The sequence below is a fragment of the Zestomonas carbonaria genome, assembly GCF_904061905.1.
GTDB lineage: Bacteria > Pseudomonadota > Gammaproteobacteria > Pseudomonadales > Pseudomonadaceae > Aquipseudomonas > Aquipseudomonas carbonaria.
This window is the reverse complement of sequence record NZ_CAJFCI010000071.1, coordinates 131,321-145,279: the sequence shown is the minus strand read 5'-3', so window position 1 is coordinate 145,279 and position 13,959 is coordinate 131,321. Positions and strand designations below refer to the sequence as shown.

13 protein-coding genes are annotated in these 13,959 nt (G+C 64.5%); 6 read left to right on the top strand and 7 right to left on the bottom strand.

Features of this window, described 5'->3' with window-relative positions; translation table 11 throughout:
• Positions 1–3 precede the first annotated feature (3 nt).
• A complete protein-coding gene (locus tag PSEWESI4_RS17475) occupies positions 4–999 on the bottom strand; it encodes an ABC transporter substrate-binding protein (protein WP_187672493.1) in 996 nt (331 codons plus the stop codon).
• Between the two features lie 44 nt (positions 1,000–1,043).
• Entirely contained in the window at positions 1,044–1,895 is an 852-nt protein-coding gene (locus PSEWESI4_RS17470; RefSeq protein WP_187672492.1) for an ABC transporter ATP-binding protein, read from the bottom strand.
• Between the two features lie 522 nt (positions 1,896–2,417).
• On the opposite strand from PSEWESI4_RS17470, the gene PSEWESI4_RS17465 reads away from it, so the two are divergent.
• The gene (locus tag PSEWESI4_RS17465; RefSeq protein ID WP_187672491.1) at positions 2,418–4,187 is read left to right on the top strand and encodes a PAAR domain-containing protein; all 1,770 of its coding nucleotides are present in this window, start codon (positions 2,418–2,420) and stop codon (positions 4,185–4,187) included.
• The gene (locus tag PSEWESI4_RS17460) at positions 4,180–4,842 is read left to right on the top strand and encodes a DUF2931 family protein (RefSeq protein ID WP_187672490.1); all 663 of its coding nucleotides are present in this window, start codon (positions 4,180–4,182) and stop codon (positions 4,840–4,842) included. The genes PSEWESI4_RS17465 and PSEWESI4_RS17460 overlap by 8 nt, the downstream gene beginning before the upstream one ends.
• A 166-nt stretch (positions 4,843–5,008) precedes the next feature.
• Here PSEWESI4_RS17460 and gloA read toward each other — a convergent pair whose 3' ends face one another.
• The 3 genes from gloA to PSEWESI4_RS17445 all read right to left on the bottom strand — a co-directional run bounded on the left by gloA (position 5,009) and on the right by PSEWESI4_RS17445 (position 7,769).
• Positions 5,009–5,401: a lactoylglutathione lyase gene (gene gloA / locus PSEWESI4_RS17455; protein WP_187672489.1), complete on the bottom strand. Its 393-nt coding sequence runs from the start codon at positions 5,399–5,401 to the stop codon at positions 5,009–5,011.
• A gap of 94 nt (positions 5,402–5,495) precedes the next feature.
• Positions 5,496–6,713, bottom strand: coding sequence for an argininosuccinate synthase (locus PSEWESI4_RS17450; protein WP_187672488.1), 1,218 nt, complete (start codon positions 6,711–6,713; stop codon positions 5,496–5,498).
• Positions 6,714–6,839: 126 nt separating this feature from the next.
• Positions 6,840–7,769 (bottom strand): flagellar protein MotY, encoded by a 930-nt coding sequence (locus PSEWESI4_RS17445; protein WP_187672487.1) that lies wholly within the window; start codon positions 7,767–7,769, stop codon positions 6,840–6,842.
• Between the two features lie 673 nt (positions 7,770–8,442).
• On the opposite strand from PSEWESI4_RS17445, the gene pyrC reads away from it, so the two are divergent.
• The 4 genes from pyrC to bfr all read left to right on the top strand — a co-directional run bounded on the left by pyrC (position 8,443) and on the right by bfr (position 11,198).
• Complete coding sequence (gene pyrC, locus PSEWESI4_RS17440) at positions 8,443–9,489, top strand: dihydroorotase (protein ID WP_187672486.1); 1,047 nt, start codon at positions 8,443–8,445, stop codon at positions 9,487–9,489.
• Positions 9,486–10,160 carry a ribonuclease T gene (rnt, locus tag PSEWESI4_RS17435; protein ID WP_187672485.1) on the top strand — a complete coding sequence of 225 codons (675 nt, stop codon included), beginning with the start codon at positions 9,486–9,488 and terminating at the stop codon, positions 10,158–10,160. The genes pyrC and rnt overlap by 4 nt, the downstream gene beginning before the upstream one ends.
• Positions 10,161–10,302: 142 nt before the next feature.
• On the top strand, positions 10,303–10,521 hold the full coding sequence (locus PSEWESI4_RS17430; RefSeq protein ID WP_187672484.1) for a bacterioferritin-associated ferredoxin: 219 nt from the start codon (positions 10,303–10,305) through the stop codon (positions 10,519–10,521).
• 206 nt (positions 10,522–10,727) lie between these two features.
• The gene (gene bfr, locus PSEWESI4_RS17425; RefSeq protein WP_187672483.1) at positions 10,728–11,198 is read left to right on the top strand and encodes a bacterioferritin; all 471 of its coding nucleotides are present in this window, start codon (positions 10,728–10,730) and stop codon (positions 11,196–11,198) included.
• 101 nt (positions 11,199–11,299) lie between these two features.
• Here the strand turns inward: bfr and grxD are convergent, their stop codons facing one another.
• Positions 11,300–11,626 (bottom strand): Grx4 family monothiol glutaredoxin, encoded by a 327-nt coding sequence (gene grxD, locus PSEWESI4_RS17420; RefSeq protein WP_187672482.1) that lies wholly within the window; start codon positions 11,624–11,626, stop codon positions 11,300–11,302.
• A gap of 111 nt (positions 11,627–11,737) precedes the next feature.
• The gene (locus PSEWESI4_RS17415; RefSeq protein ID WP_187672481.1) at positions 11,738–13,846 is read right to left on the bottom strand and encodes a molybdopterin oxidoreductase family protein; all 2,109 of its coding nucleotides are present in this window, start codon (positions 13,844–13,846) and stop codon (positions 11,738–11,740) included.
• Between the last annotated feature and the right edge of the window lie 113 nt (positions 13,847–13,959).

The following is a 13,959-nucleotide window of genomic DNA, read 5'->3' as shown; positions in this document are numbered from 1 at the left end:
CTCTTATTGCTTGGCGGCCACGGCGCCGGTGTCGACGAAGCGGTTGGTGTAGAGCTCGTCGAGCGGAGTCTCGCGGCTGACAATGCCTTCGCTGACGTAGAACTTGCGCACGCTGTCCAGGCGCTGCGGGTCGATCTGGCCGAGCGGCTGCTGGCCTGCGTAGACGTGCTCGACGTAGAGCTTGAAGATCTTCTCCAAGGTGGCTTCCTTGCCCTTGTAGCTGGGCACCGCCTCGGCGAAGGTGACGGCCGCCGCGCGCGGGTCGGCGATGATGTCGCGCATGCCCTGCAGGGTGGCCTCGACCACGCCGGCGACCACCTCCGGCTGCTTCTCGATGGCCTCGTCGGAAGCCAGGATGGCCTGGGCCATGCTCTCGAACAGCTCGCCGCGCGGCAGCAGGCTGACGTTCATGCCGGCCTCCTCGGCGTTCACCACCCAGTCCGGCACCCCGGCCATGGCCTGCGCCTTGCCGGCGGAGAACAGTTGCCAGACGCCCGCCGGGCCGGCGGCCTGGACTTCCACGTCGGTCTTGCCCAGGCCGGCCTTGCGCAGCGAGGCCAGCAGCGCGTAGTAGGTGGTGTCCGAGTAGGACATCACGGTCATGGTCTTGCCCTTGAGGTCCTTGACCGAGGCGATGCCGGCCTTGGCGTCGGTGGCGATCATGGTGATCCCGCTGGCGCCGAGCACCGCCACCGCCTTCACCGGCACGCCGTTGGCGCGGACGATGATCGGCGTGTCGCCGATGGCGCCGCCGACCAGGGCGTTGCCGGCGCCGATCTGCTTGGCCACGTCGACCCCGCCCTTGGCGGCGATGAACTTCACGACGAGGTCCTGGGCGGCGTAGTAGCCCTTCTGCTGGGCGATGACCCAGGGCGCGAAGGCCGGCGAGTTCGGCGGCGCCGGCAACAGGTAGGTGACTTCCTTCGGCGCGGCCTGGACGGTCATCGCGCAGCCGAGGACGGCGGCGAGGGAAAGGACTTTGGCGAATCGCTTGGACATGTTCGTCTCCTGCGTAAATCCGGGGCGTGGTTGGCGAGGTTGGGTCAGTGCAGTTCGGTGTCTTCGCCGACCTTCAGCAGCTCCATCAGGCGACCGGCCAGGGGGCCGATCTCGGGCAGCTTGCGGCGCTCCAGGGGGTTGTTGCGCAGCGGCAGGTCGACCTTGATTTCTTCGATGATGGTGCCGGGGCGCGCGCTCATGACCAGCAGGCGGTCGGACATGGCGATCGCCTCGATCAGGTCGTGGGTGATGAACAGCGCGGTCTTCTTCTGCTCGAAGAGCATCTGCGCCAGGTCCTGCTGGAGGATCATCTTGGTCTGCGCGTCGAGGGCGGAGAACGGCTCGTCGAGGAACAGCACCTGCGGATCGGTGGCCAGGGTGCGGGCCAGGGCGGCGCGCTGGCGCATGCCGCCGGAGAGCTGGAACGGATAGTGGTCGCCGAAGCCGGCCAGGTGGCACTTGCCGAGCATCTCGTCGGCGATGGTGCGCCGCTCGCCGGCCGGACGGCCTTCGATCTCCAGGCCCAGCTCGATGTTGCGGCGGATGCTGCGCCAGGGCATCAGCAGGTCCTTCTGGAGCATGAAGGCCACCTTGCGCACCGGCCCGGTGACCCGCTCGCCGCCCACGTAGACCTCGCCCTCGGAGGGGCTGTAGAGGCCCGAACCCATGTTCAGCAAGGTACTCTTGCCGCAGCCGGAAGGCCCGATGATCGACACGACCTCGCCGCTGCGGATGGTCAGGTCCAGGTTCCGCACCGCGATGGTGGGCTCGCCGCCGCCCTTGACCGGGAAGCGCTTGGTCACGCCGCGGAACTCGATCTCGGTACGCGCATCAGTTACCGGGGACAGAACCTGAAGCTCTTCGGACGGATAGATACTCAAGGAGGTGGCTCTCATCTGTTTTTGGCCTCACGCTTGTTTCATATATGAAACGGTGTTTTAATTATAAAACGTGCATGAGCCATGCCAGGTCCAGGCCAACCTCCACGAAGCCGGACGTTTCGAGTATTAAACCTTAGGAATCAGAAACTTAGGTCATAAATCCGGGTTCACACGCAGACCGAAGGCGAAGAACCGGACCACGACCGCCCTCCCCCACGCCGCCCCCTCGCGGTGCATCTGAGTGCCCAGTGCACAAAACCACGACACCGACGCTTCGTTCGGTAACACGCTCGTGGCTTGAGGTATCAACGGAAGAAGGGTCGGCGGATTGTCCGATGCCTTGTCAGTGGCTTTGGCCCACCTACGCTAGAAGCCCAGCCAAAACCAGATCAGTCTGATAGCAACTTGTCGATCAGCGCTGGTGCCATGCAGTTCTCTTAACCAACTTGTAAGGGAACTACGGATGAACGATTCACTCGCCGCCTCACTCCCCCTCAACAATCACTCAACAGCGACGGTCCTCCAGAGGGGCCAGGCATGAGGCGCTATCACATCACGGTGGGCGCACAGACCACCGCTGGCGGCACCGTCATCACTGGTGTGGGCTTCATCAAGATCGAAGGCCAGCCCATCGCCGCCGAAGGCGACTCCGTGGCCTGCCCGGCCTGCAACAGCGTCGGCGTCATCGCCCTGGCGGGGCCGCATCACAAGGAAATCCTGAATGGTCGGAACGCCGCCCTGGAAGGCGACCTCTGCCTCTGCAAGTGCAGCCCGCCGCCCCTGCTGATCGCCAACCAGAGTCTCAGGTTCCAGGAGTTTTCCAGTAGCGAGGTCGCGGCCCTAGCGACGTCCGCTCCGCGCCAGACGAAACCAGCAGCAAGACCCATTGCTCCCGGTAGCCAGCCTTTGGCCCCAGAAGGCGCCGAGGCGCTGGAGGAAGAGGAGGAAGAAGAAGAACTGGAAGGCATCGTCCTGCGCCTGGGCCTGTTCTTCGACGGCACCAGCAACAACCAGGCCAACAGCGACGCCGCGAGCGGCTGTTACGCCATCAACCTGGGCATCCAGCCGGAAGTGGCCGAGGGCTTCCGCCAGCATTGCTCCGCCTATGGCTACGATGGCGACGGCAATACGCCGGACAACAGCTATGGCAACGATGTCAGCAATGTCGCCCGGCTTTATCGGCTCTACCCGGGCCAGGCGGACTCCCTCTACAGCCAAGGCTCCGGGCGGGGCGATACCGGTATCGTGGCGCGGGTCGAACAAGCGCCCGCCTTGATCCTGGAGCAGTTACAGCTACTACTGGACAACAACCCTTCCCTGAAAATCCGCCGAATCGAATTCGACCTGTTCGGCTTCAGCCGCGGAGCGGCCGCCGCGCGGCATTGCGCCAACGACCTTCTCAAGGGGCCGGACAGCCTGTTGGCTCGCGCGCTGCCTGCCGGCTCATCGCTACTCGCCAATAGCTTTGCCTGGCGTCACAAGACGGACTACGCCCTGAACTTCATCGGCCTGTTCGATACCGTGGCCGGTGTCGTCGCCCCATCGAAGGGGGACTTCAGCGCACACAATGCCCGGAACCCCGGCATCGATCTCGGGCTGCCTCCTGGCATCGCCCGCCGAGTGGTTCACCTGGTGGCCGCCAACGAGTATCGCCACAACTTCTCCCTGACCCGCACCGACCACGACATCCGGCTGCCCGGCGCCCACTCGGACATCGGCGGCGGCTACCTGCCCCTGGCCACGGAAAGAATATTCCTGACCCGCCCGGACAGCAGCCGGGTCAGCCAGGGCACCCGCAACGAGAACACCGAAGCCTATGTGCGCACCCGGCGGCGACTGGAGCGGGGGCTGCCCAATTGGCGACCCTACGCGCAGCGCCTGGGCATTGCCCTCTGGGATATGGAACTGCCCCGCGAGCGCCGGGGCCACTCCTTCCCGGAAAAGCGCGTGTACGCCGCCGTCGGCAGCGAGCGGCAGGTGCGCGGCGAGCTGTCGCTGGTCTACCTGCGTATCATGCGCGAACTGGCGGTGCGTGCCGGCGTGGCATTCAACCGGATCGATGATCGCGACCCCGCCCTGGCGCTTCCCGATGAGTTGCAACCCGTCGCCGCCAAGCTGCAAGCCTATGCCTTGAACGAGCCACTCCCAGGCCTGAGCGAAGAGGAACGGGCGATGCTATGCCGCCACTACATCCATCTGTCCGCCCACTGGAACGCTGCCTGGAACAAGTACAACAGCGCGCTGGAGGTGGTGTTCATCAACCGCCCCACCGCCAACGGCAAACGCATGGAGCACCCCAATGAATAAGCTGAAACGCCTGTTGGCCCTGGGGCTGGCAACCCTGCTGGCGGGCTGCGCCAGTGGCGCCGGCAAAGCCCAGGGCTTGCCCTACGATGCCTGGTGGCTGGGGCTTCTCGCCCCCAACTACATGGAGGTGTGGATCGAAACCGCCGACGCCGTGGACGTGAACGACCGGGTCTTCCGCCAGGCCATGGCCGGCGTCGCGGCGATCCAGACACCAAAGAGCCTCAAGGGCGACCCCACCGGCTGGCCCGAGCACCCTGGCTGGGGAAAAGGCAGGTACGTCACCGGCGCCGCCCTGCCACGGTTGATCTATGTACGCTGGCAATCGCTGGCCGAGCCACAGACCTACGCGGCCTATATCGTAATCCCCGAAGCCATCCAGCAGGCCATGGTCAAGGGCGAGAAAGCATATTGCTCGCTTGATGGCAAATGGACTACTGGCTATCGGAAGGGGCTGACCGTTGGCCTGGCCCCCGGTGGCATTGCCAAAACCTGGATCATGGGGCCCTGCCTGGCGCCCATCGAGGTAACGAGGGTCCAGGGCGAGGTGGTCAAGGCGGGGCCATACGGCGGGAAGTCGGATGGGCACCACTATCCCCTGAGCGATATTTCCAAAGCCTATATCGAGAAATACGGAATTCCGTATGGCTCATGGTGAGGTCACGCCAGGCGGCAAATCCCAGTGGATAGCCTGAAGTTCGTGCCGGGCCCGGGAGGGCTGTCGGGGTGAAGGCCGGCGTCTCCAGAATGCGCAGGCTGGCGAAAGGCGGGAACCACGGGAAGAAAACACGCCCCGGAGCGTTTCTCCGGGGCGCGAACAGGCATCAGTCGCCGCGCTGCGGCGAGAGCAGTTCTATCTTGTAGCCGTCCGGGTCCTCGACGAAGGCGAGGATGCTGGAGCCGTGCTTCATCGGCCCCGGCTCGCGGGTGATCTTGCCGCCACGGGCGCGGATGTCCTCGCAGGCCTTGTAGACGTCCGCTACTTCCAGGGCTATGTGGCCGTAGCCGGTGCCCAGCTCGTAGCTGTCGACGCCCCAGTTGTAGGTCAGCTCGATCACGCTGTTGTGCGCTTCGTCGCCGTAGCCGACGAACGCCAGGGTGAACTGGCCGTCCGGGTAGTCCTTGCGGCGCAGCAGGGTCATGCCCAGCACTTCGGTGTAGAAGGCGATGGATTTGTCCAGGTCGCCGACCCGCAGCATGGTATGCAGCAGTCTCATCGGTAATTCCTCATCGATTCGCCCTTTTCCGGGCTTATGAAAGCAAACCCCGGCTCGTGGCCGGGGTCTGTCTGGCACGGGGTGTACAAGCTTATCAGAACAACTTGCGGCCCTTGCCGGCGGCGATGCGCATGCGCAGCGCGTTGAGCTTGATGAAGCCGGCCGCGTCGGCCTGGTTGTAGGCGCCGCCGTCTTCCTCGAAGGTCGCGATGTTGGCGTCGAACAGCGAATCGTCGGACTTGCGGCCGACCACGATGACGTTGCCTTTATATAGCTTCAGGCGCACCACGCCGTTCACGTTGGCCTGCGAGGCGTCGATCATCTGTTGCAGCATCAGACGCTCCGGGCTCCACCAGTAACCGGTGTAGATCAGGCTGGCGTACTTCGGCATCAGCTCGTCTTTCAGGTGCGCGACTTCGCGGTCGAGGGTGATCGACTCGATGGCGCGGTGGGCCTTGAGCATGATCGTGCCGCCGGGGGTCTCGTAGCAGCCGCGCGACTTCATGCCGACGTAGCGGTTCTCGACGATGTCGAGGCGGCCGATGCCGTTGGCGCCGCCAATGCGGTTCAGCTCGGTGAGCACCTGCGCCGGGGTCATTTCCTTGTCGTCGATGGCGACGATATCGCCCTTGCGGTAGGTCAGCTCGATGTAGGTCGGGGTGTCGGGGGCCTTCTCCGGGGAGACGCTCCACTTCCACATATCTTCTTCGTGCTCGGTCCAGGTGTCTTCCAGCACGCCGCCTTCATAGGAGATGTGCAACAGGTTGGCGTCCATGGAGTACGGCGACTTCTTCTTGCCGTGGCGCTCGATAGGAATACCGTGCTTCTCGGCGTAGTCCATCAGCTTCTCGCGGGACAGCAGGTCCCACTCGCGCCAGGGGGCGATCACCTTGACGCCCGGCTTCAGCGCGTAGGCGCCCAGCTCGAAGCGTACCTGGTCGTTGCCCTTGCCGGTGGCGCCGTGGGAAATGGCGTCGGCGCCGGTCTCGTTGGCGATCTCGATCAGGCGCTTGGCGATCAGCGGACGGGCGATCGAAGTGCCGAGCAGGTATTCGCCTTCGTAGATGGTGTTGGCGCGGAACATCGGGTAGACGAAATCGCGGACGAATTCTTCGCGCAGGTCATCGATGTAGATTTCCTTGACGCCCAGGGCCTGGGCCTTGGCGCGGGCCGGCTCGACCTCCTCGCCTTGACCGAGGTCCGCGGTGAAAGTCACCACTTCGCAGTTATAGGTGTCTTGCAGCCACTTCAGAATCACCGAGGTGTCCAGGCCACCGGAATACGCCAGGACAACCTTCTTCACGTCCGCCATGCCATCAACTCCAGGGGGGTGTTACGGAAAACGGCTGATTCTACCGGGGCGGTCGGATTATTTACAGGGGCGCGACAGCTTGTGACGACGAGGCGACACATTCTTGCGTCGCCGCGACGTCCTGACTCAGGAGGACGCCGGCCCAGCCGCCGCGGGAGCGGATGCCGGCTCGGCGGTCGACTCCGCCCCGGCCGGTTCGGGCTCCGGCACCCGCGACAGACGAACGGTCACCCGCCGGTTCTTCGCCCGGTTGGCCGCGTTGCTGTTGGTCACCAGCGGATACTGCTCGCCATGGAAACGCACGACGATACGCTCCGCCGGCACCCCGCTGGCCTCGAAGTACCCCTGCACCGCCAGCGCGCGGCGGCGCGACAGGTCGCGGTTGGTCAGGCGGCTGCCGCTGTTGTCGGAATGGCCGTCGAGCTCGATGCGGTTCACGCTCGGATCGGCGCGCATGTACTGGAGGATGATCTCCAGCCTGGCGCGGGCCCGGTCGTCCAGGTCGGTACCGCCGCTGGGGAAGCCGAGCTGGACCTGCCGGACCTGGTCGAAGTTGACCGGCAACAGCTTGGCGGTACATCCCATGTAGTCGTTGTAGGCCTTGGCGAACCTGACCGGCAGCAGGCGCACTTCCAGCGTCTCGCCGCCTTGCAGGGTGCGATGGCGGACCAGCGGACTGCGGCCGTCGAGCAACCCGGCCAGCAAGCGCCCGGCCTGCAACTGGGTGCTGTTGAACGGCACCTCCCCCGCCGCGACGTTGACCATCCCCAGGTTGATATCGCCACGCCCCGGCTGCCACGGCGCGGCGGCGGCCAGCAACGTCGCCGAACCGGCCCCCAGCCAGCGCTCACGCGCCTGCAAGCGAAAGATCGCCTGCTCGCCGGCACGCCGCACGAACTCGCCGACACCGAAATCGGTGATCGCCTGCGACAGACGGCACTCGAACTGATCGCCCTCGACCTTCCACTCCGCCTGCTCCAGGCGCGTCTGGAAAGTGATGGCCTGCGCCGGCACGCAGGCCAGCAGGCTGAACAGAAGGAGATAACGCTGGCGCACGGCGGGCTCCACGGCAATACGGCATTCCCTTCGGGTATCGGTCGAGGGTGGGAAAACTTGAAGGGAGGCTGGAGGCTGGAGGCTGGAGGCTGGAGGCTGGAGGCTGGAGGCTGGAGGCTGGAGGCTGGAGGCTGGAGGCTGGACAGGATTCTAGCCATGCACCTTCTGCGTCAAGCTTTTTCGCGGCCATGGGCCGCTCCTACGACGGAGTCCTATTGTAGGAGCGCGCCATGCGCGCGATCACCGGCAACGCAAAAGCATCGCCAGCAAGCTGGCTCCTACAAAAGCAGACGAGTAGCCCGGATGCAATCCGGGCTACGTGGCTGTTTATTGGGCCCCCGCGTTAGCGGGAATGACGGTCTGGCGTTGGGGTTTCATCCCCGTCATTCCCGCGAACGCGGGACGGTGCTTGCACCGAACGCCCTTCAGGGCGGCCCGAAGGGTGAGCAAAGCGAGTAATCCAATGAACACCGCTTCAATATATATAAGAGCAAGCTCTGCCCACGAAGCTTTTGCGTTGCCAATGTTCGCGAGCCGAGAACCAGGCATCCCCCTCGCTCCCACAAAAGCACCACGCACTACTTTTTCGTCCAGCCTCCAGCGCTCTTAATCGGCTTTAACCGCCTTTTCAGGTACCATTCCGGCCACGTTTCGCCCGCCTGGAATTCCCCCCATGTCCAACCGCCTGACCCTGCTGCGTCCCGACGACTGGCACATCCACCTGCGCGATGGAGCCGCGTTGACGCAGACCGTCGCCGATGTCGCGCGTACCTTCGGCCGCGCCATCATCATGCCCAACCTCGTGCCACCGGTACGCGACGCCGAAGAGGCCGACGCCTACCGCCAGCGCATCCTCGCCGCCCGTCCGGCGGGCAGTCACTTCGAGCCGCTGATGGTGCTCTACCTCACCGACAACACCAGCAGCGACGACATCCGCGCCGCCAAGGCCAGCGGCTTCGTGCACGCCGCCAAGCTCTACCCGGCCGGCGCCACCACCAACTCGGACTCCGGCGTCACCAGCATCGACAAGATCTTCCCGGTGCTGGAAACCATGGCCGAGGTCGGCCTGCCGCTGCTGGTGCACGGCGAGGTCACCCGTGGCGAGATCGACGTGTTCGACCGCGAGAAGGTTTTCATCGACGAACACATGAGCCGCGTGGTCGCGCGCTTCCCGACGCTGAAAGTGGTGTTCGAGCACATCACCACCGGCGATGCCGCGCAGTTCGTCATGGAGGCGCCGGCCAACGTCGGCGCCACCATCACCGCCCACCACCTGCTGTACAACCGCAACCACATGCTGGTCGGCGGCATTCGCCCGCACTTCTATTGCCTGCCGATCCTCAAGCGCAACGTCCACCAGGAAGCCCTGCTCGACGCGGCCACCAGCGGTAGCCCGAAGTTCTTCCTCGGCACCGACTCGGCGCCCCACGCCCGTCACGCCAAGGAAGCCGCCTGCGGTTGCGCCGGCTGCTACACCGCCTACGCCGCCATCGAGCTGTACGCCGAGGCCTTCGAGCAGCGCAACGCCCTGGACAAGCTGGAAGCCTTCGCCAGCTTCCACGGCCCGGACTTCTACGGCCTGCCGCGCAACCAGGAAACCATCACCCTGGTCCGCGAGGAATGGGAAGCCCCGGCCAGCCTGTCGTTCGGCGAACACAGCGTGATCCCCCTGCGCGCCGGCGAAAAGCTGCGCTGGCGCCTGCTGGAGACCGCCCGGTGAGCGAAGAGCATTTCGACGACGAACTCGACGGCAGCCTGCCATCCGGCCCGCGCCACCCGATGGCGGCGCGCTTCCGCGGCTACCTGCCGGTAGTGGTGGATGTCGAGACTGGCGGCTTCAACTGCGCCACCGACGCCCTGCTGGAAATCGCCGCGACCACCGTCGCCATGGATGAAAGCGGCTTCCTCTACCCGGACCACACCCACTTCTTCCGCATCGAGCCCTTCGAGGGCGCCAATATCGAAGCGGCGGCGCTGGAGTTCACCGGCATCAAGCTCGACCACCCGCTGCGCATGGCGGTCAGCGAGGAGCACGCGCTGGCGGAGATCTTCCGGGGCCTGCGCAAGTCGATCAAGTCCAACGGTTGCAAGCGCGCCATCCTGGTCGGCCACAACAGCAGCTTCGACCTCGGCTTTCTCAACGCCGCGGTCGCGCGCTGCGGCATCAAGCGCAACCCGTTCCACCCGTTCTCCAGCTTCGACACCGCCACCCTGGCGGGCCTGGCCTACGGCCAGACAGTGCTGGCAAAGGCCTGCCAGGCCGCCGGCATCGACTTCGACGGCAAGGAAGCGCACTCCGCGCGCTACGACACCGAGAAGACCGCCGAGCTGTTCTGCGGCATCGTCAACCGCTGGAAAGAGATGGGCGGTTGGATCGACGACTACGACTGAGCCCCCTGCCCCACCTGCCCGCCCGCTCTAGGGCGGGCCTTTCAGGTGCAAATGAGAAAGCGTTCAGCGCATCTTTGACAAGCATTCTCATTAAGATTAATATCCTGCCCATAAAGCCAACCCAACGCTGTGGGCCTCATTCATGTACGTCTGCCTCTGCCAAGGTGTCACCGACGGTCAAATCCGCGAAGCGATCTACGAAGGTTGCTGCAGCTACCGTGATGTCCGCGAGAATCTCGGCGTCGGAACCCAATGCGGCAAATGCGCCTGCCTGGCCAAGCAAGTGGTCCGCGAGACCCTCGGCGAAGTGCAGAGCAGCCAGGCCTCCCTCGCCTACCCGGCCGGATTCGCAGTCGCCTGATCCATCGTTTCCCGTCTCACCGAAAACCGGACTTGATGTCCGGTTTTTTTATGCCTTAATTTCAAGCATTTAACGCCAAAACGCAGAACTTAAACATTCGTATTCAGATTAATTTTTACTTATATTTCAATAACTTATGTTTGACAGAGAATTTCTCCGGGACCACAATTTGAAAATCCCATTTCCTTGCGTGGCAGGAGGCGAATATGAAAGGCGACAAGAAAGTCATCCAACATCTCAATAAAGTTCTCGGCAACGAACTGGTCGCGATCAACCAGTACTTCCTGCATGCCCGCATGTACGAAGACTGGGGCCTGAACAAGCTGGGCGAGCACGAGTACCACGAGTCCATCGACGAGATGAAGCACGCCGACAAGCTGACCAAGCGCATCCTGTTCCTGGAGGGCGTGCCGAACCTGCAGGACCTCGGCAAGCTGCACATCGGCGAGAACACCAAGGAAATGCTCACCAGCGACCTGAAGCTGGAAATGAGCGCGGTGCCCGACCTCAAGGCAGCCATCGCCTACTGCGAGAGCGTCGGCGACTACGGCAGCCGCGACCTGCTGGAAGAAATCCTCGAGTCCGAGGAAGAGCACATCGACTGGCTGGAAACCCAACTGGGCCTGATCGACAAAGTGGGTCTGGAAAACTACCTGCAGTCGCAGATGGACGAATAACGCCGCCCGGCACGATGTGTCGTTGCCGCAAGCTCTTCTGTTCGATGAGCCAATGAAAAAGCCCCGCGATGCGGGGCTTTTTCGTATATCCGGCGGAAGTATCAGGCGTTGGCCTTGGCTGCCGCTTCCTTGATCAGGGGCTGCAATTCGCCCTTCTCGAACATCTCGATCATGATGTCGCTGCCGCCGACCAACTCGCCGTTGACCCACAGTTGCGGGAAGGTCGGCCAGTTGGCGTACTTCGGCAGGTTGGCGCGGATTTCCGGGTTCTGCAGGATGTCGACATAGGCGAACTTCTCGCCGCAGGCCATCACGACTTGTGCCGCCTTGGCGGAGAAACCGCACTGCGGAGCATTCGGCGAGCCTTTCATGTACAGCAGGATGGCGTTGTTGGCGATCTGCTCTTTGATGGTTTCGATGATATCCATTGGGCACCTCGGCACTGAACTTCCCGACTCACCGGTCGGCACGATGGCGGGATTGTACAGGAAAGCCGAGCGTGGCGCTCGGCCTTCACCCGGGGCCATCCACGAACCCGCTCAGGCGGCTTCCACCTCCACCGGCACGCCATTCAGAGCCGCATTGCCGGACACCGCGTCGAGCCGGCGTTCGTCGGTCAGGTCGTTGACGCTGGCGCCCGGCTGGGCGCTGGCGATGGTCATGCGCACGCCGGGACGGCCATGTCCCCAGCCGTGCGGCATGCTGACCACGCCGGGCATCATCTCGTCGCTGGCCGCCACCTCCACCTCGATCTCGCCGACCCGGGAACGCACCCGGACCCGCTGGCCATCGACTAGGCCGCGCCGGGTCAGGTCCTCAGGATTCATCAGCAACTGGTGACGCGGCTTGCCCTTCACCAGGCGGTGATAGTTGTGCATCCAGGAGTTGTTGCTGCGCACATGGCGGCGACCGATCAGCAGCAACTCACCGGCTTCGGGCTCGGGTTGTGCCGCGAGCCGTTGCAGGTCGGCGAGCAACAGGGCCGGCGCGGCCTGGACGGCCTGTTCGGGGTTCTTCAGCCGGCCGGCAAGGTTCGGCCGCAGCGGGCCCAGGTCGAGGCCATGGGGATGCTCGCGCAGCGCAGCCAGGGACAACTTGTGTTCGCTCCGCTCGCCATAGGGCCCGAAACGCAGCCCCAGGTCGATCATCTGCTCCGGCGGCATGGTCGGTTTCAGCTCCGCACCGGTACGCGCGGCAAAGGCTTGGGCCAGGGCGACGAAGATTTCCCAGTCGTGCAGCACGCCGTCCGGCTTGTCCAGCACCGCCTCGTTGAAGCGGGTGACGTTGCGTACGGCGAACAGGTTGAACGAGGTGTCGTAGTGATCATGCTCCAGGGGAGCGGTCGGCGGCAGGATCAGGTCGGCATGGCGGGTGGTCTCGTTGATGTAGAGGTCGATGCTGAGCATGAATTCCAGCCCCTCCAGCGCCTGCTCCAGTTGCCGGCCGTTGGGCGTCGACAGCACCGGGTTGCCGGCCACCGTGACCAGCGCGCGCACCTGCCCTTCTCCCGGCACCAGCATTTCCTCGGCGAGCGCCGCCACCGGCAACTCGCCGGCGTATTCGGGCAGGCCGGAAACGCGGCTCCGCCAGCGCTCGAAGTGGCCGCCCGAGGTGCTGGAAACCAGGTCCACCGCCGGCTGGGTGCACAGCGCCCCGCCCTCGCGGTCAAGATTGCCGGTCACCAGGTTGATCAACTGCACCAGCCACTGGCAGAGGGTGCCGAACGCCTGGGTGGAAACGCCCATGCGCCCGTAGCACACCGCCCGTTCGGCGGCGGCGAAGTCGCGGGCCAGTTGGCGGATGTCCTCGGCCGGCACGCCGCAGCGTCGGCTCATGGACTCGGCATTGAAATCCGCGATGGCGGCGCGTACCTCGTCGAGACCGGAAACCGGCAGGTGCGTCGCTCGGGCCAGGCCTTCGGCGAACAGCGTATTGAGCACGCCCAGCAGTAGCGCCGCATCCTGCCCCGGCCGCACGAACAGATGCTGGTCGGCGATGGCCGCCGTCTCGCTGCGCCGAGGGTCGACCACCACCAGCTTGCCGCCTCTCGCCTTGAGCGCCTTGAGGCGCTTCTCCACGTCCGGCACGGTCATGATGCTGCCGTTGGAAGCCAGCGGGTTGCCGCCGAGAATCAGCATGAAGTCGGTATGGTCGATATCCGGGATCGGGATCAGCAGGCCATGACCATACATCAGGTGGCTGACCAGATGGTGCGGCAACTGGTCCACCGAGGTCGCCGAATAGCGATTGCGGGTCCTGAGCAGGCCGAGGAAGTAGTTGCTGTGGGTCATCAGCCCGTAGTTGTGCACGCTGGGATTGCCCTGGTACACGGCCACGGCGTTCTTCCCGTGGCGGGCCTGGATATCGGCCAGACGCTCGGCGACCAGCTCGAAAGCCTCGTCCCAGGCGATCGGCTGCCAGGTGTCGCCGATACGGCGCATCGGCTGGCGCAGGCGGTCGGGATCGTTCTGGATGTCCTGCAGGGCCACGGCCTTGGGACAGATGTGGCCACGGCTGAAGCTATCTTCGGCGTCGCCCTTGATCGACAGGATGCGCTGGGAACCATCGTCCAGGCGCTCGGTTTCGATGGTCAGGCCGCAGATGGCCTCGCACAGGTGGCACGCACGGTGATGGAGGGTCCTGGTCATTGCCTTGCCTCTCGTTATTGTTCCGCCGGCGGCTCGACAGGCTGCCGGTCGTGTCGTCGCACTATGGAACGAGAGGCGGGTGGGCGCCACCAGCTTATGTCGGGTGAATCGCG

Bases quoted from the DNA above. Each gene is read 5' to 3' on its own strand.
- PSEWESI4_RS17475 (WP_187672493.1), bottom strand. From the start codon at position 999: ATGTCCAAGCGATTCGCCAAAGTCCTTTCCCTCGCCGCCGTCCTCGGC.
- grxD (WP_187672482.1), bottom strand. From the start codon at position 11,626: ATGGATATCATCGAAACCATCAAAGAGCAGATCGCCAACAACGCCATC.
- gloA (WP_187672489.1), bottom strand. From the start codon at position 5,401: ATGAGACTGCTGCATACCATGCTGCGGGTCGGCGACCTGGACAAATCC.
- PSEWESI4_RS17415 (WP_187672481.1), bottom strand. From the start codon at position 13,846: ATGACCAGGACCCTCCATCACCGTGCGTGCCACCTGTGCGAGGCCATC.
- PSEWESI4_RS17430 (WP_187672484.1), top strand. From the start codon at position 10,303: ATGTACGTCTGCCTCTGCCAAGGTGTCACCGACGGTCAAATCCGCGAA.
- bfr (WP_187672483.1), top strand. From the start codon at position 10,728: ATGAAAGGCGACAAGAAAGTCATCCAACATCTCAATAAAGTTCTCGGC.
- pyrC (WP_187672486.1), top strand. From the start codon at position 8,443: ATGTCCAACCGCCTGACCCTGCTGCGTCCCGACGACTGGCACATCCAC.
- PSEWESI4_RS17465 (WP_187672491.1), top strand. From the start codon at position 2,418: ATGAGGCGCTATCACATCACGGTGGGCGCACAGACCACCGCTGGCGGC.
- PSEWESI4_RS17450 (WP_187672488.1), bottom strand. From the start codon at position 6,713: ATGGCGGACGTGAAGAAGGTTGTCCTGGCGTATTCCGGTGGCCTGGAC.
- PSEWESI4_RS17470 (WP_187672492.1), bottom strand. From the start codon at position 1,895: ATGAGAGCCACCTCCTTGAGTATCTATCCGTCCGAAGAGCTTCAGGTT.
- PSEWESI4_RS17460 (WP_187672490.1), top strand. From the start codon at position 4,180: ATGAATAAGCTGAAACGCCTGTTGGCCCTGGGGCTGGCAACCCTGCTG.